The organism is Treponema saccharophilum DSM 2985 (genome assembly GCF_000255555.1).
GTDB lineage: Bacteria > Spirochaetota > Spirochaetia > Treponematales > Treponemataceae > Treponema_D > Treponema_D saccharophilum.
In genome coordinates this window covers 17,546-38,992 of record NZ_AGRW01000043.1, presented here as the reverse complement: position 1 = coordinate 38,992, position 21,447 = coordinate 17,546, and the positions used below count along the sequence as shown (strand labels likewise).

Genomic DNA, 21,447 nt, shown 5'->3' with positions numbered 1-21,447 from the left:
TTTCCAAGTTCCGCATTTTTTTTGCGGGAATCGGGGGGCGCGGCCGGAATTTATGGAAACTTTTTTGATTGCGGCGTCCCGATTTTTTTTCTTGACAAATTCTAAAACGTGTTTTTTCAGTTGATTTTTATGATGATTTTGTCGAGAATATACACGAATTATGGAATCGAAGTTATTATCACGGTCTTACCTTGAGACGCTTTCATCCGCAGACCTTGTCTCTCTGGCGGAAACTTACGGAATCGACATTCCCGACGATTTGAGCAGGAAATTCGTTATCGGCGAGCTGCTCGAATTCGCGGAGGAGATGGCGCAGGACAACGGCGAGGAGAGCAGGCTCACCGACATACAGGAGCTCAGCGACGAGGAGTCCGAGTCAATTCCGGAATCCCTGAAAAGCGCGCTCAGGAACGACGGCTCCGACGATGCGGGGCTTCCTTTCTCGTTCAACGAGACCGAGATTGGTGTCGTCTTCAAGAATCCCGTTTGGCTGTACGTGTATTGGGACATAAAGGCGAGCGACTTGAGGCGGCTCGGGGACGATATCGATTTCGAGAAATTCGTCGTGCGCGTCTCTTATTTCGACGCGTTCGATTCAAAGTCCCCGACGGAGAGCTTCGACGTCCAGGTGTCGGAGAACGACAGGGACAAGTTCATAATGCTTTCGGCGAACAAGCCGTCGTCGTCCGGAAAACGGTTCGTCAGGGTTGACCTCGTCGCCGCCTATTCGGACGGGAAGACGGACAACCTTGCCATATCGAAGAAAACCGCGCTTCCGTGCGGGAGCGAGCTGCTCGGGAACGCGCGTCCCGGTCGCGACGTCGAGCTTCCGCCTGTGATGGAGCTTTCCGGCATACGAAAAATCCTCCATTCGCATTACGAGGTTCACAGGGAATCGTTCGCGTGAGCGTCCGTCCTTTTGGGTCCGCTGCGGTTCGAAATGGTTGCCCGGCAGATTTTGCCGGAGCCGTGGCGGGACCGCTCGTTCTACGGTAATTTTTGTCCCGGGGCTGAAGTTTCCGGGCATATGTAATAATAATGCCGGGGCGTTTCGCGCTTTCCGGTTATATAAAAAAATGAAATCGGGGTGAAAACATGTCTTCCAAGAATCTCGTTCTACTTGTTGTCGCGCATCAGGCATACATACGGCATACAGATGATGAAAATAAATACGGGAGGGAGAACGACATCCTTTTCAGCTCGATATCGGGAACGTATATCCCGCTTCTCAACATGCTGAACGGCTTTTCCGAAAGGAAAATCGGCTGCAAGATTTCGCTCGTCCTTTCCCCGACGCTCTGCTCGCTCCTCGTCGACCCGGTCGTGCAGGGGCAGTACGTCTCCTGGCTTGAGAGGCGGATTGCGCTCGGGAAAAAGGAGGTCGTCCGGTGCGCGGGCGACGAGGGGCTTCTTCGCAACGCGCGCGCTTCCCTCGGGAAGGCGGAGCGCGACCTCCACGATTTCTGCGACGTGTACGGGATGGACCTCGTCGGGGCGTTCTCCGCGCTTTCCGAGGCGGGCGAGATTGAGCTTCTGGCGACGTGCGGGACGTATGCCTATCTCCCGCATTATGCCGACCTCCCCGAGGTTTTGAACGCGCAGGTCGAGACCGGGCTTTACGCGCACAGGCGTTTCTTCAACTCGCTTCCCGACGGATTCTATCTTCCATATCTCGGGTACTGCAGCGGAATCGAGAATGTCCTCCGCTCCTACGGCATGAACTATTCCCTCGTCGATAACCACGGTTTCTTTTTCAGCAGTGATAAAATCGAGAAGGGAATTTTCGCGCCCGTCAGGTGCAGCAAGATGAATCCGCTAGCGTTCTTCGCGCAGGATTCCGACGTTTCCGGCGAGATTTCCGCGTTTTCGATGAACCCGTGTTACAAGGATGTCTCCGACGACATCGGTTTCGAGCTTCCTTCCGGCGATTTGGCGGAATTCCTTCCCGAAGGCGCGGCGCGCATCCCGACGGGATTCCAGTACCGCGCGCGCTCTTCTGCCGTCTATGATGCCGAGGAGGCGTGCAGGCAGTGCGCAGCCGATGCCGAGGCGTTCGTCTCCGAAAAAGCCGCGAAGCTGCGCGAGGCGGAGCTGATGCTCTGCTCGGAGGGAAAGAACAGCTCCGCGTCGCTCGTCTGCACGATTCCCGCGGATATGCTCGGCAGAAATTGGGCGGAGGGCGTCGATTTCCTCTCGGACGTAATCGAGAGCCTCTCTTCTCGCCAGGACATTTCGGTATGCGGCTGCTCCGACATACTCCGCTCGATGAGGCGCGAGAAGCAGGAAATCCAGATTGCATCCATCTATCCGTGCGCCGACACGGGCGACGGCTTTGCCGAGAACCATCTCGACAACTCGAATGCGTGGATGGTCCGCTATGCGAGGAAAATGTGCGAGCGCATGATAGACATATCCGACAGATTCCCGAACGACACCGGGCTGAAAATACGCCTCCTCAACCTCGGCGCGAAGGAGCTGCTCCTCTCTCAGAGCGGGGAGTGGGCGGAGATGGCTCACGACAGCGATTCGGATGACGACGAGGCGAGTTTCGGCGAGTATGCCGCGTCGCGCGTCGAGGAGTGCATAAAATCGTTCATAATCGTCTACGATTCGCTCGGCTCGAACACTGTCAGCACGGAATGGCTCACGAACCTTGAGCGCAAGCACAACCTTTTCCCGTGGATGAATTTCAGGATTTTTTCGCCGAAAAAGTGATTCGGCTATTGACGAAAAAAAAACTATGGTATATAGTCTTTTTCGTTCGAGCGTGGTTAGCTCAGCGGTAGAGCATCGCCTTCACACGGCGGGGGTCATTGGTTCAAACCCAATACCACGTACCATTTTTTATGCGGCAGTCATATAACGGCTCATTATCTCAGCCTTCCAAGCTGATGACGAGGGTTCGACTCCCTTCTGCCGCTCTGAAAAGCACCTGTTAATCGGGTGCTTTTTTTTTGCTCTGGCCGCATTTTTGTTGGGCGCATGTTTTCTCGTGTCGTCCCCGAACGTATTTCTTCCGATTTTGATTTTGTCATGCTGAACTTGTTTCGGCATTCATGTGTCAGCGTTCGTAGATTCTGAAGCAAGTTCAGAACGGCGCTTTTCAAGGCAACCGGCCGTATTGGCGGCTCCCCTGACAGAACCTTGAAAAAAAAGCGCGTCTTTTTTTTTAAAAATGATTTCACCTGTGCTAGAATTATCCCGGTCGGAACGTCGCTTTTGTTCAACCGGTGCGGCGCATTTTCCGCGCGATAAAAAAAAGTTCTCATAATAAAAATCGTGTTTTTGAGGCGGATTTTTTGTCTGCCGAAAATCTTTCGCGTCTCGGGGCGTCGTTCCGTTTCGCGGCGAGGAGTGCGTTTTATGGAGCAGGAAGTTGTCGTTTCAAGACGGCCTGACGTCAAGTCCGCCGTCGATGAGCTTTGCGGGAAGTTGAGGCAGCGGCCGGATTCCTACCAGGCTGTTATTTTCATGGCGGCGATACGGTACGATTTTCCGGAGCTGTCGCGGGAGATTAAGGAGCGGTTTCCGAATTCCGAGGTAATCGGGACGAGCACGGCGGGGGAGGTGACTCCTGACGGGTTCGCGAACGATTCGGTCGTCCTCACGACGATGCGCGATTCCTCGACGACGGTGCGCGCCGTCCTGGTGGAGCACGGGAGCCGGTATCCCGTAGCCAGCAGGCGCGCGATAGAGGACGCCCTCAGAAACTGCGGGATACGGATTAACGACCCGAATTCGGGAAAGGATGCGTTCGCGCTGGCGTTCATAAACGGGGTTTTCAACGCGGAGGAGACGATTCTGTCGAATTTCTATTCGATAATCGGAAACGACAATTTTCCCCTCGCAGGCGGGACGGCGGGATTTACGGGGAGCGAGCCGCGCACGTTCGTCTCGTGCAACGGGAAATCGACGCAGGACGGGGCCGTCTTCCTTTTCGTGAAGACGCGGTGCGTTTTCGACATCAGGCAGGAGGATATATTCAATCCGACCGGAAAATCGGTAATCGTCTCCGAGTCTGACGTCGTCAACAGAATTATATCGAAATTGGACGGCAAGCCGGCGAAGAGCGTGTACGCGGAGAAGCTCGGCGTGAGCGAGTCGCAGGCGGAGGACATGACGTTCGAGAACCCGTTCGGGCGTTTTTTGAACGGGGATATTCACGTCGCCGCGCTTGCCGGCTTCACGCCCGACAAGAAAATCAGCCTTTTCGCGCGCGTCGTCCCGAATTCGACGCTTGAGATAATGCACATCGGAGACCCGCTCGAAAAATGCGAGGAGACGTGCCGGGGAATACGGGGCGTCGTGCGGAACCCGAAGTTCGCCGTCATGATGACGTGCATAACGCGCACCCTCGCGTTCGGGCGGATGAAGATTTCGGACAGCATAATCAGGAAATACAGGGAGACGTTCCCCACGTTCGCGGGGTTCTCGGCTTACGGTGAGCAGCTCGGGCGCATCCATTGCAACCAGACGCTCGTTTGTGTCGTTATAGGAGACTGAGATGAATTCTACGGAACTTGTGAAAAGCGGGCTCGACGTCGTTTCGTCCCTCGTCGCGTATTTGGCAAAGGACGCTATGGGGGCGGAATTCCTCGGGCAGTATATAAAGTCGAAGAATGTGCAGGACTCTACGGCGGCGAAGCAGAAGGCCGCGCTGAACAAGCTCATCGAGTCGTCGAAGATGATGGACGACGACACGAAGGCGCTTTCCGACAACGCCGGGCGCAACATAGAGCGGCTCGGCAGGGTGTACGAGGAGATTGAGAACCTCCGGAATTCCGTCCAGCGCATCGAGGAGGAGCACAAGCGGTACGTGGAGAAATTCAAGGTGCTGCACAACGAGACGAAGGACATCGTCGCCCTCATCGAGGCGATACAGAACATATCGGAGCAGACGAACCTGCTTTCGTTCAATGCGTCAATCGAGGCGGCTCATGCCGGGACTGTCGGCGCCGGTTTCAGGATAATCGCGAACGAGGTCAAGAAGCTCGCGGGAAACACGAAGATGACGACCGAGAAGATAAAGGCGGAGGTCGACAAGCTGAACAAATCCATCGGCGAGCTTGAGTCGGGGACGGTGAGCAACGCGGAGTCGCTCAACGGGCTGCGGCACGAGGCGGACGAGACGCTGGTGCGGTTCGACAAGGTCCGCAAGATGAATTCGGAGAACAACGCGAACGTGGAGAAAATCGGGCGGAACATTTCGGCGAACGTGAAGGACATCAACCAGATGATAAAGACCGTGCAGGAGGCGGAGGACGCGAGCGGGAACACCGTGAACCTGTTCGCCTCGTGCGCGTCGAAGAACCTCATGCTGTTCAACGACCTCTATTCGTTCGCGTATGAGATAAAGGCCGTTCTGGAGGATTTGGGAAACGACGGACGTTGAGAACGTGGAGAAGATTCTGTCGGACGTGTTCGGCGTGGAAAAGCGCATAAAGAACAGGCTGAACACGAACGGCTGCATCGCTCCGCTGAACAGGAAGCCGCTCGGCTATTTCGCTTACAATTTTCTCAACAGGCTCGGCAGGCTCCGCGACGTTTTTTCGGGGAGCCCGTCTGAAATCGACTGCATCTGCGAGCGCGTCAAGAACATCGCCGAGGCGAAGAACCACCAGTGGGCGGGGCCGTACTCGGAGCTTGTCGCGCTCGATTTTTATTCCCAGTTCTCCGAGTTCTTCCCGGTCTCGTACATAAACCTGCTGAGAATAGCCGACCACCGCCAGTCGATTCCCGCGCTGAACGGGCAGAAGGAGGTTATCGATATCGACCTCTGCCTCCATTTCCGCACCGAGCGGCTTTTCACCGACGTGAAGTCGTTCAACTGCATCCACCTCCAGATATTCGACCAGATTTTCGAGGAGATTGAGGATTTCGCGCGGAAGACGCTGGGGCGGAGCGTGCTCGTCGGCGTGGACAACCTTTCGGAAATCGATTACAGCGAGGTGAAGAACAGCCTCGGGGCGGAAAAGCGCTCCATACGGCGGGAGCTCAAGCGCGCCGTATCCGAGGGCAGAAAATCCGTCGCGTACTGCTCCGATTCGGGGCTCCGTTTCGACTTCAAGATAAGCTACGCGACGCCGTCATCCCCGTTCCTTTCGACCGTCAAGGAATATTCGCCGTATGCTATGGCGGAATCGTACAAGTTCAAATTCCTCGATTACGGGAACAAGCTCGTCGACAACGAGTATTCGCTCATAACGATTGTGAGGAACCCGTGGTTCAACGCGGAGACGGTCGATTTCGGCGATTTCAACAACATATTCTACCGGAGCCTTTCGAGGCGGACGTTCATGGAGCTGCTGCGCATCGATTCCGAGGCGCGGGAATTCTCCCGCTCGTACGCGTCGTCAGCCGTCCGCGTGAGCGACGTTTCGAAAAGCCTCGCGGGAATCGTCTTCATCGACGACAATTCGCCGTCATGCCGCTCCCAGGAGGGGCTTTACTCGGCGTACATATACCTGAACCCGAACTACGCGGCGAAGGAGCCTCTCACTATACGCCGCGTCGAGAAATATTTCCGCAACAAATTCGAGGTTCAGATAAAGGACTTCGACGATTTCAAGTGGGACAATTATTGAGCGTTTTGCAGGGCGGATTCCGTTTTCAGTGCTTGCCGAAAAATGCCGATACTGAAATGTGTCCGGAAGATTCTGTTCCGGGCGCGTTTTCTTGAGATGCGGCCTTTGTCCTGCGGTTTTGCCCCGCCGGAACTGTCCGCCGCTTTTTCCGCGACCATTTTTTTTCGGAGTTTTCTTTTCTATGAACCCATATTTCAGAATTGTCAGAGTTGCTGCGGCAGTCGCCGCCCTTTCCGTTCCCGTTCCGTCTTTTGCGGGAGGCTCTCGCTTCGTCCGCACGGCGCCGTCCGTTTCTGCGGAGATGCTCTCGCCTTCGTTCTGGGAGTCGCTCGACAAAAAGGCGGGCGAGGTAATCCTCTCAGCCGACGAGATTCTCGCAGTCGGAAAGGAAGCCGCTTCCGCCGCGGAGAATGACGAGATGTCGTTCTTCCATTACGCGTCGGGGCGAAACGGTTCCGTCACGCAGTCGGCGCTGCTCGCTTTCCTCGATGCGGATGTCCCGGAGCGGTGCTACAAGGACGGCGATGTCGTTCCTGACGACTTGCGGAAGCGGCTTTCCGCTTCGAGGAACCTTTCGGCGGTCGGGGAGTCGAACCCCGTCTCCTACGGCGTGATTCTGAGGCGCGGGAATGTGAGGCTCTTGCCGACGGACGAGATTCTCACGGGCGAGGAATTCGCGCTGTCGCACGACATTCTGCAGGCGGGCATCGTCATGATGAGCGAGCCTGTCGTCGTCCTCCATTCGACTGCTGATTCGTCATGGCATTTCGTCGTGTCGGCGACATGCCGCGGGTGGGTTCCCGACGAGAACCTCGCGTTCTGCCACAACTTCGCGGAATGGGACAAATGCAGGAACCCCGCCGATTTCCTCGTCGTGACGGAAAGCCGTTTTTCCCTCGACCACGACAGGCTGAACGCGCGCATTTCCGGCGCCGAGCTTTTCCTCGGCACGAAGCTCGCGCTCGTTCCGTATGCCGAATGGGGCGAGTCCGCGGAGGGAAGGGAAGGGTACGACTGCTACATCGTCCGGATTCCCGACAAAAGCCAGGGCGGATTCCTCATGTTCTACAACGCGTACGTTCCCTGTTCCCGCTCCGTCTCCGTCGGCTACGTTCCCTACACGCGCGCGAACCTCCTGCGCATATCGTTCTCGTGCCTCGGCGAGCGGTTCGGCTGGCGCGGCATGTACGGCGCGAGGGATGACGCGCAGTTCGTGACGGAGCTTTACCGCGTGTTCGGGTTTGACGTTCCGCGCTCCGTTTCCGGCATCGCGGCTATGGACGTCCCGACAATCGGAATGAGGTCGTCGACGTCCGCGCACAAGAAATCGCTTTTGAAATACGTTCCGGCTGGCTCCATCCTCGTCGCCGGAAATCGCGTCCTCCTCTATTTGGGAACGTACGGGGGCGAGCAGTACGCGCTTTCCGCGTCCGAGTCGGATATCCTTCCCGGCGGCAGGACGGCGAGGACTATGGGCGTTTCCGTCCTGCCGCTCTCGGCGGGTATTCCTTCCGCGGGGACGCTTGCCGATGAGATTTCCGCGGTGAAGGTCATGTACTAGGCTTTCGTCCTGCTTCTTTATTTTTATGCGAATCGGCGCTACACTGCTCGGCATCCTACAAAAAGAATCGAGGTACAAAATGGCCAAGAAGTCTGACAATGCATGCAAGGGCACCGCGCGTGCGCCGCATCGCTCGCTTTTCTACGCGTCGGGATACACCGACGAGGAGCTGAACCAGCCGCTCGTCGGCATCATCTGCGCGAAGAACGAGCTTATTCCGGGACATATCGAGCTTGACCGCATCGCCGAGGCTGTGAAGGCGGGCGTGCGCATGGCAGGCGGGACTCCCGTCGAATTTCCTGCCATAGGAGTCTGCGACGGAATCGCGATGGGGCACGAGGGGATGAAGTATTCGCTCGTGACGCGCGAGCTTATCGCCGACAGCGTGGAATGCGTCGCGAAGGCGCACCAGTTCGACGCGCTCGTGATGATTCCGAACTGCGACAAAATCGTCCCGGGAATGCTCATGGCTGCTGCCAGGCTTGACCTTCCGACAGTGTTCTGCTCGGGCGGACCGATGATGCCGGGCCATCTTCCCGGAAACGACGCTTCGAACCCGTATTCCGGAAAGAACCTTTCCCTCACCGACATGTTCGAGGCCGTCGGCGGGCTTGCCGTCGGCAAGGTCACGGAGGAGCAGCTCCGCGAGATGGAGAACTACGCCTGCCCGGGTTGCGGCGCCTGCTCAGGAATGTTCACCGCGAATTCGATGAACTGCCTCACCGAGGTGCTCGGTCTTGGTCTCCCGGGGAACGGGACGATTCCCGCCGTCACCGGAAGGAGAATCCAGCTCGCGAAGCACGCGGGCATGGCCGTCATGAACATGTACAGGAACGGAATCACCGCGCGGAAGATGATGACAGCCGCCAACTTCCGCAACGCGCTCGCCGCCGACATGGCGCTCGGCTGCTCGTCGAACACGATGCTCCACGTTCCCGCGATAATGCACGAGGCGGGGCTTTCGCTCGACCTGCACGAGGTCAACGAAATCTCCAACCGCACGCCGAACCTCTGCCACCTTGCGCCCGCCGGCCACACGTTCATGTGCGAGCTTGACGACGCGGGCGGCGTCCAGGCCGTTCTCGCGGAGCTTGCGAAGAAGAACCTCATCGACACGAGCCTCATAACGGCGACGGGAAAGACGATAGCGGAGAACATTGCCGGGGTCAGGAACCGCAATCCCGAAATTCTCCGTCCGATAGAGAATCCGTATTCCGACAACGGCGGAATCGCCGTCCTCTTCGGAAACCTTGCCCCCGACGGCACGGTCGTCAAGAGAAGCGCATGCGCCAAGGAGCTGATGAACCACACGGGGCCTGCGCGCGTGTTCGACGACGAGAGCGCCGCCATGGATGCCGTGCAGAAGGCGCAGATTCATCCGGGCGACGTCGTCGTCATCCGATACGAGGGCCCGAAGGGAGGCCCGGGAATGCGCGAGATGCTCGCGGTCACGGCGGCTCTTGCGGGGCAGGGGCTCGACAAGCAGGTCGCGCTCATCACCGACGGGCGCTTCTCCGGGGCGACACGCGGCGCCTCGCTCGGTCACTGCTCACCCGAGGCCGCTGTCGGCGGTCCCATCGCGCTCGTCGAGGAAGGCGACATGATTACGCTCGACATCAACAACTACAAGATTCACCTTGACGTGAGCGACGAGGTGCTCGCGGAACGGCGCGCGAAATGGGTCGCGCCCGAGCCGAAGGTGAAGAGCGGCTATCTTTCCCGCTACGCGAAGCTCGTCTCAAGCGCGGACAAGGGAGCCGTCCTGAGCTGATTTGATTCCGGCGCTTGTCCCCCTCCGTCTCGGATTTTCCTGTGGCGGAGGGGATTTTTTTTGCTCTGTCCAAGAAACGATGGGCTGAATCAATAGCTCCCGCGAAATTCCTTCGGCTGCGCCCGGGCGCTTTTTCCGGGGCTCCCTGCGTGCCCGTGCGATTTGCGGCGACGAAAACGGTTTTTCCTGTTATATTTGTGTTCATGTCGAAACTAAAACTGCGGTACGAGTCGAAGCGGCTCGTGCTTGTCCTTATCGGGGCTGTCCTCTTCGCGCTCAATATCGATTCGTTCGTGCGGAGCGCGAACCTTTTTCCGGGCGGATTTGCCGGCGTCGCGCTCCTCGTCCAGGAGGTGTTCGGGAAATTCTTGGGGATAAGCGTCCCGTACTCGGTCCTTGCGTATTCGCTCAACGTCGTGCCGATAATAATCGGCTTCCTGTACATCGGGCGGAAATTCACGGTGTATTCTATTGTGATGATTGTCGTCTCCGGCTTCTTCACCGACCTTTTCTCGGGGATTACGTTCCTTTCGCTGACGAGCGACACCATACTCTGCGCCGTTTTCGGCGGAATCGTGAACGCCGTCGCGATATCGCTCTGCCTCTTCGCCGACTCAAGCTCGGGCGGGACGGATTTCATCGCGATATACGTATCGGAGCGCACGGGGAAATCCGCGTGGAACTACATCCTCGCGGGAAACTGCGTCGTCCTCGTCGCGGCGGGAATCCTTTTCGGCTGGGACAAGGCGCTGTATTCGATAATATTCCAGTACGCCTCGACGCAGACGCTGAACGTCGTCTACAAGCGCTACTCCAAGACGACGCTACTTATCGTCACGGACAAGCACGCCGAAATCTACGACGTGATACGGCGCCTGACGAACCACGGCGCGACGGTTTTCGAGGGTACGGGCGAATTCTCGCAGCAGAGCCACAAGATGGTCTACACGGTCGTCTCGAGCGACGAGTCTGGCAGGCTTGAGCGCGAGATACGTGGCGTCGACCCGAACGCGTTCATAAACGTCCTCCAGTCGAAGGAAATCGTCGGGAAATTCTTCAAGCGCCAGAACGATTAGCCGGCCCGCAGAAACGGCGGGAGACGCCCGCGTGTTTTCCGACTCGGCGCAAATCCGTATAATAGAGACATGACACAGACATTTGCTGATTGGACGGCGTACGATGATTGGCTCATAAAGAACTACAACGAATTCGCCGTCTTCGAGCTCAACGAGAACGATGACCACACGGTCACGGCTCAGTACAGGGAAAAAAATCTGGATGCCGAAAAATCCGGAGAAAAAAAGAAGGAGGACAAATAAATGGACGGCGATGGGAAAAACAGCTTCGGCATGGACGATTCGTCCGATGTCTCCGTCGATTTCGAGCTTCCTCCGCGGTTCAAGGTCGTTTTCTTGAACGATGACTTCACGACGAAGGATTTTGTCGTGTACGTCCTCATGAAGGTGTTCCACAGGTCGGAGGCCGATGCCGCGATGATAATGGAGAAAGTCCACAAGACGGGGCGCGGCGTTGCGGGCGTGTACGATTACGACATGGCGGCGACGCGCGCGCAGATGGCTATGAGTGCGGCGAGGGAGAACGGGTTCCCGCTGAAATGCAAGCTTGAGAAGGAGTAGCCGATGGAAGAGCATGAGGAATTGTCACAGATAATGAAGGAGTCTTACTCCGATGCGAAGAGCTCCAATTATGAATTCATAACGCCGGAGCAGGTTCTCCTCCATGCGCTCGGCAATGTCCGCGTGCTCGGCGTCCTCGAAAGCTGCCAGTGCGACATTCCTTCTCTCAAGGACGGGCTGGAGAAATACATCGCGGAGAACGTCTCGAAGGATGCGGAGGCCGCTTCCCCGATTCCGTCTGTCGCGATGAAGGAGATTTATTCGAAGGCGCTCGATTCCGCGATATATTCCGATCGGAAGACGTTCGATATATTCGATTTCCTCGTCGCCATGATTTGCGACAGCAGGATTTTCTGCTCGTACATGCTGAAGCGCTCCGGCGTCGATGTCATGGAGCTTATGGAAAGCATTTCCGATGCCCGCCGCCTTGAGGACGGGACGGATGCGGACGACGGTTTGGACGGGGACGATTTCGAGGATATCGGGGAGGGGGAGGAGCCGTTCTCCGAAGTGCCGTCCGGCGGAAAGCGGTCGCTCGCCCGTTTCGCGGTCGATATGACATCTCGCGCCGAGAAAGGCATGTACGACTCGATAATCGGTCGCGGCGCGGAGATTGAGCGGACGATAGAGGTGCTCTGCCGCAGGACGAAGAACAACCCGATTCACGTCGGCGATGCCGGCGTCGGAAAAACCGCGATTGCAGAGGGGCTCGCGCAGAGAATTGTCGCGGGCAACGTTCCCGAGCGGCTCAGAGGATACAAAATCTACTCGATTGAGATGAGCGCGCTCCTTGCCGGGACGAAATTCCGCGGGGATTTCGAGTCGCGCATACGCGGGATTATCGAGGAGATAGAGAAAATCGGAAAGGCAGTCCTTTATATCGACGAGATTCACACGATTGTCGGCTCCGGCGCGGGAGGAAACAGCCCGCTCGACATGGCGAACATCCTCAAGCCGGCGCTTTCGCGCGGGAATGTCCGCGTCATGGGGGCGACGACGTTCGAGGAGTATACGAAGTTCATCGAGAAGAACCGCGCGCTTTCACGCCGGTTCCAGAAAATCGACGTCCTCGAGCCTTCCCGCGACGATGCCGTGCGGATTGTCCGCGGGATAAAGGAGCGCTACGAGGAATTCCACGGCGTCGCTTACAATCCGTCCGCGCTTTCCGCGGCTGTGGATCTTTCCGTCCAGTATCTTCCCGACAGGAGGCTTCCTGACAAGGCGATAGACGTCATCGACGAGGCGGGCGTTTTCGTCTCGCTCAACAACGAGCGCCGCACGTCTCGCCGTCCGCGTCCGCGCGTGTCGGAGGAGACGATTCGGAAGGTCGTGGCGAAGATGGCGCGCGTTCCCGTCGAGCGCGTCGGCGAGGGTGAGAAGGAGCGCCTGCGCGATTTGGAGGGGGCGCTCCGCTCTCGCATATTCGGGCAGGACGAGGCTGTCTCTCGCATTTGCGTCGCAGTGAAGAAAGCCCGCGCAGGGTTCCGCGACGAGACGAAGCCCGAGGCAAGTTTCCTGTTCGTCGGTCCGACCGGCGTGGGAAAGACGGAGCTGGCGAAGTCGCTCGGGGACACGCTCGGACTTCCGCTCGTGCGGTTCGACATGAGCGAATATCAGGAATCGTACACGGTGAGCAGGCTTATAGGCTCGGCTCCTGGCTATGTGGGGTACGACAACGGGGGGCTGCTCACCGCCGCCGTAAAGAAGTCCCCGCATTCAATCGTGCTTTTCGACGAGATAGAGAAGGCGCATCAGGATATATACAACATCCTCCTTCAGGTGCTCGATTACGGGACGCTCACGGACAACCAGGGGCAGAAGGCCGATTTCAGGAACTGCATAATCATATTCACGAGCAATGCCGGCGCGCGCGATATGGAAAAGGGGCAGGTCGGATTCGACTCGGGGATTTCCCGGGCGGGGAACGACGACGCGTCCGTCAGGGAGGCGGTCGCGCGGGAATTCCCGCCCGAATTCAGGAACAGGCTAGACGGAATCGTCGTGTTCCGCCATCTCGAGCCCGAAATTGCCCGCAGCATCGCGCGCAAGGCGGTCGGAAAAATCGCCGCGAGGCTTTCCGCCCGGAACGTGCGCCTCTCCGTTTCCGACGATGCCGTCGCGCTTGTCGCGGAGAAGGGCTACAGCCGCGAATTCGGCGCGCGCAACATCTCCCGTGAGGCTGATTCGCTTGTGGCATCCCCGCTTGTCGACGAGGTTCTTTTCGGCAGGCTCAGCAGGGGCGGCGAAGTGGAGGTTTTCGCGTCGGGCGGCAAGATGGTGTTCTCGTATGGAAAATGACGTGATTGACCCCGGAAGAATTCTTCCGTTCAGGAGTCCCGTCGATGAGCATGGGGGAATCGTCGGAATTTCGGATGACATATCCATGCAGCGGCTCTATTCGGCGTACATGCAGGGCGTTTTTCCCTGGTTCGATGAGGATGACGGGGAGCCTGTCGTGTGGTATTGCCCGCCCGTCAGGTTCTGCATGGACAGCCGCGATTTCCATGTCCCGAAGAGCCTCAGGCGGTTTCTCAAGAAGACGCCGTTCACCTACACGATGGACAACGATTTCGCCGCGGTGATTGACGGATGCCGGAGAATGGGCCGGAAAGGGCAGGACGGGACGTGGATAGGGGACAAGATGGTCCGCGCGTACTGCCGCTTCCACGAGCTGGGGTTCGCGCACAGCGTGGAGGCGTGGCATGACGGAAAGCTCGCCGGCGGTTTCTACGGGGTGCTCATCGGGAGCGTGTTCTGCGGCGAGAGCATGTTCACCGTGGAGAGCGGCAGCTCGAAATCGGCGTTCGCCTTGTTCGCGGATGCGTTTTTCGCGTCGGGCGGCAAGCTGATAGACAGCCAGGTCTACACCGACAACATCGCGCGCTACGGGGCGAAGGAAATCATCCGCGACGAATTCCTTTTTATGGAGCGAGCCTGCCTCGCCGTTCCACTGTTCGCCGATATAAGGCAGGAATTTTCGCGGGTCTGCGGAGGTGTGCGCCCATGAGCGGAAAGAATTTTGCTTTTCGGCGGCTGTTTTTTCTAAGGTTTCAGGCCGATAAATACGATGATATGAAACGTCTTTTTAAAAATGTTGCTTTTTCACTCATCTTTGGAGGAATCTCGCTCGCGATTGCGCCGGCGGATACCGTCCATATTGTCAAGAAAGGCGAGACGCTCTATTCAATAAGCCGGCTCTACGGGGTTTCTGTCGATGCGATTCGTGATGCCAACGGGCTTTCCGGAAACAACGTGCGGGTCGACCAGAAGCTTTCCGTTCCCGACCCGGCTCCCGCGCAGGCGGCGGAGAGCGCCGAAGAGAGCGCCGTGCATATCGTCCAGAAAGGCGAGACGTTGTATTCGATAAGCCGGCTCTACGACAGGCCGATAGACGACATAAAAGCCGTGAACGGGCTTTCCGGAAACAACGTCATGGTCGGGCAGAAGCTTTCGATTCCGCCTCTCTCATCCGGCGGGAAGAATTCCGCCCCTGCCGAAAAAAAAGACGCACAGGAGGCGCGCGCCCCGCAGAAGGACATTTATTACGTGGTGGAAAGCGGCGACTCGTGGCTTGGAATCGCGCGCGACCACGGGCTTTCGTTCTCGGAAATTCTCGCGCTGAACAATGCGGACGAGAACACGATGTTGCGGATAGGGCAGCGCGTCAAGGTCGTCAACGTCCCCGATTTGGACGACCCCCATATGTATGACACGAAAAAAGGCGATTCGTCGCTCGTCTGGCCCGTCAAAGCCTCCGAGGTGACGTATGTCAGCGGGAAGGTCAACGGTGTGATGCTTTCCGCAAAGAAAAACGAGCCGGTGAAGTCTCTCTGTTCCGGAACCGTCCTCGTCAGCGGCGTGTACCGCGGGTTCGGCAACGTCGTTTTCGTGAGGAGCAAGAGCGGTCTCATCTATTCGTATTCTGGACTCGGCCGCACGACCGTCTCGAAAGGCGATGTCGTGAATTCCGGCGCGGAGATAGGGACTGCCGGCATAGACCGTTTCAGGCAGCAGCCGTGCGTATACCTTATGGTCTTTCAGGACGAGCGGAACATAGACCCCGCAAAGGCTCCCCGCGGATAGCATATGGGCTTTGAAGGTTTTTCCGTCGGCGATTACGCCCTCGTCTGCGATTCCCTCGATGAATTTGTTGCCCAGTCGGAGCTTGACGTCGTTGCCATAACATCCAGAATCGAGGAGTGCAGGAAAACGATTTCAATTCTGAAGGAGGACCTTTCCGAGAAGCAGCGCGGAATAAAGGACGCCCAGAAAAGGCGGAAGGTGCTCCTTTCGGCGATGGCGGACGGGCGCGAGGTTTCCCTTTCCGATGAGGAGGTCGCCGTCATCTCGGAGCGGAAGCCGCCGTCAGGCGGCGACGGCGAGTCGTGCTTCGTCTTGTACAACGGAATCGGCCGCTCGTACACGATTCCGCTGACGATCGGCCGCGACATCGACAATGCGCTCGTCATCCCCGACCCGATGGTGAGCCGGCGCCACGCGCGCCTGTTCTTCGAGGGCGGGTATCTTTTCGTCGAGGATGTCGGAAGCAAGAACGGCCTTTTGGTGAACGGAAAAAGAGTTCCTCCCGGCGGCAGGGCAATCGTTTGCGACGGAAGCGTCATCCAGATTGGGAAAAGCGAATTCTCCGTCGGCGGAAAGGATGGCGGGAATATCGCGGAGCCGAAGCCGTCCCGCGAAAATCCGGCGTTTTTCGTTTCCGGCGGCATCTCGTCCCCGATTTCAAGCGCCCAGACGTCAATCGGGCGCTCCTCATCGTGCGGTATCGTCATCATGGACAAATCCGTATCCCGGAAGCACGCCACGATTATCCGCGTCAACGGCCATTATTTCCTGCGCGACGACGGAAGCTCGAACGGCACGTTCGTCAACGGCCACCGCGTCCCCTCCGGAAAAGCCGCCGAAATTTTCTCCGGCGACGAACTCATGCTCGGCTCCGTCCCCGCAACCGTCCGCTGAAAAATCCCCTTTCTCTCCGACAAAGCCGAACTTAGAACGCGGACTGGTTTGCAATCGCAGACACTCCCGAAGCGGTAGGAACGCGCCCGCGTTCCGGCGAACGATTGCTCCGACAAAGCCGAGCTTAGAACGCGTGCGGGTTTGCAATCGCAGACACTCCCGAAGCGGTAGGAACGCGCCCGCGTTCCGGCGAACGATTGCTCCGACAAAGCCGAACTTAGAACGCGTGCGGGTTTGCAATCGCAGATACTCCCGAAGCGGTAGGAACGCGCCCGCGTTCCGGCGAACGATTGCTCCGACAAAGCCGAGCTTAGAATGCGGACTGGTTTGCAATCGCAGAAAGCGCCCTCAGGAAAATTTCCTTGCAGACGCGCGCGTCGTCTTCCGCCCGGTGCGCGCTGACGATGTTTATGCCGAGCGTCTCCGCGAGGAACGGCTGGTTCCAATGCCCGAACGTTGGGAACGTCCTTCTCGTCAGCCGCAGCGTGTCAATCGAATCGTTCTGGAGCGTGCCCATGCCGAGCCGCATGAGCTCGTGGTTTATGAACTGAAGGTCGAACGGCGCGTTGTGCGCGATGAGGATGCATCCCTTCGAGAATTCCATGAATTGCGGTATGACGGTCTCCGCTGTTGGCGCGCCTGAAACCATCTCGTCCGTTATGTTCGTAATCTGCGTGATGAATGGCGGAATCGGCTTTTCCGGGTTTACGAGCGTCCCGAATTTTCCGTTCTCGCCGTTTTTGTCGAACCGTATCGCGCCGATTTCCGTTATGCGCTCGCGCTCGGCGCATTTTCCTGTCGTTTCCGTGTCGAGCACGCAGAACTGTGCCCCGCTCTCAAAAAGCCTCGGATAATCGGCAAAATCGCAGAGCAAATGGTAATTTTTTGGTTCCTGAATCATGCCGAGAGTATATCCGAAATGGCTTTTTCCGTCATAAACGTTTTTCGTCGCCGGGCATAGAAAAATCCCCCGCATTCCGCGGGGGATTTCCCTTCTGAAAGAAATTGCCCTGGCCGCGATTTCTGAATCGCCTCCGACAAGGCGCATCAGCTTTTTTGCGGTCAGTGCAGAAGAATTAATCGTTATGCCTGCTCAAGCACCTTCTTGATGTCCGCCTCGATGGCGTCGCAGACTGCTGCCGAATCCTTCTTCGTCGCGGCGAGGCAGCCGTCGCATTTTGCTCCGCCGACTTCCGTCCTCGCGTTGATGTAGAACTTTATCTTCGGCTCCGTTCCGCTCGGGCGCGCTGAGACGACCGTTCCGCCCTCGAGAATGAACTGGAGGACGTTCGACTTCGGAAGGGCAATCTTCTTCTTGTCGCCCGGGTTCTCCGGGTTGAACGAGACGCTTTCCTGGATGTCGCGGATTTCGACGACCTTCTTTCCGCCGAGCGTCTTGAGCCCGTCGTTGCGGAGGCGAGCCATGATTCCCGCCATGACTTCCTTTCCTGCCGAGCCGGGGAAGTACTGGGAGATTGCCCTGTCCTCGAAGAATCCGTATTCCTTGTACATGTCGTCGAGGTGCTCAAGGATTGACTTGCCCTTGCTCGCCCAGTAGAGCGTCATCTCGGCGCACATCGCCGCGGCTGAGACGCCGTCCTTGTCCATGACTTCCTTCTCGATTTTGTAGCCGTAGCTCTCTTCCATTCCGTAGACGTAGGTCTCGCTTCCGTTCTTCTCGAACTCATCCTCGACGGCTGCAATCCACTTGAAGCCGGTGAGACATTCGTGCATCTTCACGCCGTACTTCGCGCAGATGTAATCCGTGAACGGAGACGTGACGATTGAGCGGATGGCCGCTCCGTTCGCGGGAAGCTTTCCGAGCTCCTTGCGAGAGAGGAGGACGTACTCGCAGAGGAGCGCGCCCATCTGGTTTCCCGAGACGAGGACGAATTTTCCGTCCTTTCCGGGGAATGCCGTTCCGAACCTGTCCGCGTCGGGGTCCGTTGCCATGACGCAGTCCGCCTTCTCCTTCTCCCCGAGCTCGACGGCGAGCTTGAGTGCGGGCGCTTCCTCCGGGTTCGGCTTCTCGACTGTCGGGAACGCCCCGTCGGGCTTCCTCTGCTCGGGAACAGTGATGACGTTCAGGCCGAGGTCGCCGAGGACTTTCTCGACGTGCATCGCGCCCGTTCCGTGGAGCGGCGTGTAGACGATTTTCACCGAGCCTGCCTTCTCCTTTATCAGCTCGGGGCGGAAGAGCTGCGCCTTGCACATCGCCCAGAATTTCTCGTCGATTTCCTTGTCGATGAGGACGAGCTTTCCGGATTTGATTGCCTCTTCCTTCGATATCGTCTTGATTTCCTTCACGGCGTTCACTTCGTCGATGATGCCGGCATCATGCGGCTCGATGACCTGCGCGCCGTTGTCCCAGTACGCCTTGTAGCCGTTGTACTGCGGCGGGTTGTGGCTCGCCGTGACGACGACACCTGTCTGCGCCTTGAGCTCGCGGATTGTGAATGAGAGCTCCGGGGTGGGGCGGAGACCCGTGAAGAGGTACGCCTTGATTCCGTTCGCGGCGAGTATGAGCGCCGTCGCCTCCGCGAAGACGTCGCTGTTTTTGCGGCTGTCGTACGCGATGACTGCCGAGAGCGTTCCGTCCTTCGCCTTCTCGGGGAATGCCTTGAGGACGTAGTTCGCGAGTCCCTGCGTCGCGAGGTTGATTTCGAGCGTGTTCATGCGGTTCGTTCCGCCGCCCATGACGCCGCGGAGCCCGCCCGTTCCGAATTCAAGCGTCTGGTAGAATCTGTCCTCAAGCTCTTTCATGTCGCCCTTAGCGACGAGTTCCTCAACTTCCTTGCGGAACCTTTCATCCTTTTCGTCGGCGATGTATTTTTTCGCGCGCGAAAGAATCTCTTCCTTTTCCATAGTTCTATCTTCTCCTTGTAAAAAATAGTTTTCGAATTGTGCGTTTTTTTTCAGATTGCGTCGGCTTTCAGGAGCATTTTCGTCTCCCATTCAAGCAGCTTCCGCTCCGCCTGTATGTAGTCCGGAACCGCGGAGCTGACGTCTGCCATCACGCGGAACACCGGCTCGGTTCCGCTTCCGCGCATCCATATGAACGCGAGCGGTTTTCCGTCGCCGCCCTTGAGCAGAATCTTGAGTCCGCCGCGCCCGCTTTCCGAAAAGTCGCCGATGCCGCGCTTTTCGTCCGTTCCGTTCGTCGCGACCGCCTCGTATGACTCGAAGCCGTATTTCTTTTTGAGGGTGTCCTTCTGGGCGTCCCACTGCGCCTCGAACACTTCCTGGAACCGTTTCTTGAGGGTTGCCTGGTCCTCGCTCTTTATCTTGAGGATTGCGCGCTTCTCGCTGACGCCTGTCGTGGCGTATTTCGGAATAGTGTCGAGGACGTCGATGAGCGTGAAGTCGTTCTTGCACGACTCGTATTTGTCCATCTGTCCGCTCGCCTTGCACCAAAGGTGGAACAGCCCGTCGCCGCGCTCGCTGTCCTGTATGAATATGAGCTTGAGGAGCGCGAAAAGCGTGTTGAGCGGATCGCGGACGGCAGCCGGGTGCGTGATGTTCCCGCCGTTGGAGCCTTCCCCGAGAATGCGCACGGTGTACCCCTCGTTCCGCTTCTCGCGGGCGAGGTTGACGACGTTCGCCTCGCCGACCTCCGCGCGGAACACGCTCGCGCCGAATGCCGCGGCGATGTCGTCAATCCTCATCGACGTGGGGCAGTTTGCCGCGACCGCGATTTTTGTTTCCGTCCCGCCGTTTGTGTTCGGCTGAAGGGCGCCCCCCGATGACGGCCTGTCCGGAAGCGATTCGTTCATGTATATCGTGTACGCAATCTCGGAAAGCACGGACAGCGCGAAGACGTCCTGCGCCTTGAGAACCTCCGCCTTGTTCGTGCGCCCGTTCCACACCACGAAATTTCCCCTGTCCCCGTCGCAGTCGGGCATGTAGCCAATCTTTATGTCCTTCCTGCCTTCCGCCTGGAGCCGCTCCATTTCCGATGCGACGTAGACGAGGTTTTCCGGCTCGGGGATAATCTCGTGCGCAATCTGCCCCGGCCTGTTGTTTATCGCCATGAAATTCATGCCGATTTCGCGGAGGAACGAGGAGTCTATCGAAAGCGTCCTCGCCGAGCCGTTCATGTCGCAGACGACCCCGAGCGGGTTTTCCGAGACGAACGCGCGCACGAGGGCGAAGAATTTGTTCTGTTTCGGCAGGATGTCCGTCCCCGAAATCGTCGTCTTCGCGAACGAGCGGTAGATTGAGGTTGCCTCGCGCATGACGGCGACGCTTTCCGCGAAAACCCACTCGAGGTCGATTTCGGAGCATTTCGACATGACCTCCGTTATCCGTTCCCCCGCGTTGTTCTCGTCGCATTTCGCCTCGAACGCCCTGATGAGGGACGCGTTCTCCTCCGCGGAGAGGACGCCGCCGTCGTTCAGCCCGAATTTTATTCCGTTGTGGCCGATGGGGTTGTGGCTCGCGGAGATGTAGACGAACGCGTCGGCCGTGTGCGCGTATGCCATAATCTCCGGCGCCGCGATAATCCCCGCGTAGCTCACCGCGATTCTCCTCGCCATGAAGACGCGGAGCATCGTGTCTGCTATCTGCGGTCCTGTCGGCCGCGTGTCGATTCCGAGGATTATTGCCGGGTTCTGCCTTTTCGCGAGTATGTAGTCGGCGAATGTGTCTGCGGCAAGCGCCGCGATTATCCTGTTTTTCTCCCCTATGTCGGGGAATGTATCTTTCTCGTCGCCGGAGGAGGCGAAGACTTTGCGCCATCCCGAGGGTGATAGAATCATGTCATGTTTCATATGCTTCATTGTAGCATGGAAGCGTTTTTTTTGAAAACGGCATGAGCGGAGAATCGTCGGCGCGTCGCACGGGTGAGGAACAGGGCAACCGCATTTTTGCTCGTTGTGGAGCGTGGCCTGTGCCTCTTTAGATAAAGAACGACGGTTT

At 57.8% G+C, this 21,447-nt stretch carries 17 protein-coding genes and 2 tRNA genes; 16 read left to right on the top strand and 3 right to left on the bottom strand.

The genetic code is table 11. The features are described from left to right. Nucleotides 1–160 precede the first annotated feature (160 nt). From TRESADRAFT_RS05720 to TRESADRAFT_RS15005, 16 genes are all read left to right on the top strand, one after another. A complete protein-coding gene (locus TRESADRAFT_RS05720; protein WP_002703714.1) occupies nt 161–907 on the top strand; it encodes a DUF4912 domain-containing protein in 747 nt (248 codons plus the stop codon). Nucleotides 908–1,095: 188 nt separating this feature from the next. Continuing rightward, nucleotides 1,096–2,715, top strand: coding sequence for a 1,4-alpha-glucan branching protein domain-containing protein (locus tag TRESADRAFT_RS05715; protein WP_002703712.1), 1,620 nt, complete (start codon nt 1,096–1,098; stop codon nt 2,713–2,715). A gap of 50 nt (nt 2,716–2,765) precedes the next feature. Beyond that, nucleotides 2,766–2,840 (top strand) — tRNA-Val (locus TRESADRAFT_RS05710). Between the two features lie 8 nt (nt 2,841–2,848). Further along, a tRNA-Gly gene (locus TRESADRAFT_RS05705) sits at nt 2,849–2,921 on the top strand. Nucleotides 2,922–3,363: 442 nt separating this feature from the next. Further along, nucleotides 3,364–4,503: an FIST signal transduction protein gene (locus TRESADRAFT_RS05700; RefSeq protein ID WP_002703711.1), complete on the top strand. Its 1,140-nt coding sequence runs from the start codon at nt 3,364–3,366 to the stop codon at nt 4,501–4,503. Between the two features lies 1 nt (nt 4,504). Then, nucleotides 4,505–5,392 carry a methyl-accepting chemotaxis protein gene (locus TRESADRAFT_RS05695; protein ID WP_002703709.1) on the top strand — a complete coding sequence of 296 codons (888 nt, stop codon included), beginning with the start codon at nt 4,505–4,507 and terminating at the stop codon, nt 5,390–5,392. Nucleotides 5,393–5,396: 4 nt separating this feature from the next. Next, nucleotides 5,397–6,584 carry a hypothetical protein gene (locus tag TRESADRAFT_RS05690; RefSeq protein WP_002703707.1) on the top strand — a complete coding sequence of 396 codons (1,188 nt, stop codon included), beginning with the start codon at nt 5,397–5,399 and terminating at the stop codon, nt 6,582–6,584. A 181-nt stretch (nt 6,585–6,765) separates the two neighbouring features. After that, nucleotides 6,766–8,145, top strand: a complete 1,380-nt coding sequence (locus TRESADRAFT_RS05685; protein ID WP_002703705.1) for an SH3 domain-containing protein — start codon at nt 6,766–6,768, stop codon at nt 8,143–8,145. Nucleotides 8,146–8,224: 79 nt separating this feature from the next. Next, nucleotides 8,225–9,916, top strand: coding sequence for a dihydroxy-acid dehydratase (ilvD, locus tag TRESADRAFT_RS05680; RefSeq protein WP_002703704.1), 1,692 nt, complete (start codon nt 8,225–8,227; stop codon nt 9,914–9,916). Between the two features lie 203 nt (nt 9,917–10,119). Continuing rightward, a complete protein-coding gene (locus TRESADRAFT_RS05675; protein ID WP_002703702.1) occupies nt 10,120–10,992 on the top strand; it encodes a YitT family protein in 873 nt (290 codons plus the stop codon). 69 nt (nt 10,993–11,061) lie between these two features. Then, on the top strand, nt 11,062–11,235 hold the full coding sequence (locus TRESADRAFT_RS16220; protein ID WP_002703700.1) for a hypothetical protein: 174 nt from the start codon (nt 11,062–11,064) through the stop codon (nt 11,233–11,235). Beyond that, nucleotides 11,236–11,553, top strand: a complete 318-nt coding sequence (locus TRESADRAFT_RS05670) for an ATP-dependent Clp protease adaptor ClpS (protein ID WP_002703697.1) — start codon at nt 11,236–11,238, stop codon at nt 11,551–11,553. A 3-nt stretch (nt 11,554–11,556) separates the two neighbouring features. Further along, on the top strand, nt 11,557–13,851 hold the full coding sequence (locus TRESADRAFT_RS05665; RefSeq protein ID WP_002703694.1) for an AAA family ATPase: 2,295 nt from the start codon (nt 11,557–11,559) through the stop codon (nt 13,849–13,851). Further along, nucleotides 13,841–14,560, top strand: a complete 720-nt coding sequence (gene aat / locus TRESADRAFT_RS05660) for a leucyl/phenylalanyl-tRNA--protein transferase (RefSeq protein ID WP_002703692.1) — start codon at nt 13,841–13,843, stop codon at nt 14,558–14,560. Before TRESADRAFT_RS05665 ends, aat begins: the two co-directional genes overlap by 11 nt. Nucleotides 14,561–14,625: 65 nt before the next feature. Beyond that, nucleotides 14,626–15,636: a M23 family metallopeptidase gene (locus TRESADRAFT_RS05655; protein ID WP_159100035.1), complete on the top strand. Its 1,011-nt coding sequence runs from the start codon at nt 14,626–14,628 to the stop codon at nt 15,634–15,636. Nucleotides 15,637–15,639: 3 nt separating this feature from the next. Beyond that, entirely contained in the window at nt 15,640–16,530 is an 891-nt protein-coding gene (locus TRESADRAFT_RS15005) for an FHA domain-containing protein (RefSeq protein ID WP_002703688.1), read from the top strand. Nucleotides 16,531–16,840: 310 nt separating this feature from the next. Here the strand turns inward: TRESADRAFT_RS15005 and TRESADRAFT_RS05645 are convergent, their stop codons facing one another. From TRESADRAFT_RS05645 to TRESADRAFT_RS05635, 3 genes are all read right to left on the bottom strand, one after another. Continuing rightward, nucleotides 16,841–17,431 carry a 3'-5' exonuclease gene (locus tag TRESADRAFT_RS05645; protein WP_141607194.1) on the bottom strand — a complete coding sequence of 197 codons (591 nt, stop codon included), beginning with the start codon at nt 17,429–17,431 and terminating at the stop codon, nt 16,841–16,843. 182 nt (nt 17,432–17,613) lie between these two features. Further along, entirely contained in the window at nt 17,614–19,395 is a 1,782-nt protein-coding gene (locus TRESADRAFT_RS05640; RefSeq protein ID WP_002703684.1) for a phospho-sugar mutase, read from the bottom strand. A 50-nt stretch (nt 19,396–19,445) separates the two neighbouring features. After that, nucleotides 19,446–21,299, bottom strand: a complete 1,854-nt coding sequence (locus TRESADRAFT_RS05635; protein WP_245534332.1) for a phosphoglucomutase — start codon at nt 21,297–21,299, stop codon at nt 19,446–19,448. Between the last annotated feature and the right edge of the window lie 148 nt (nt 21,300–21,447).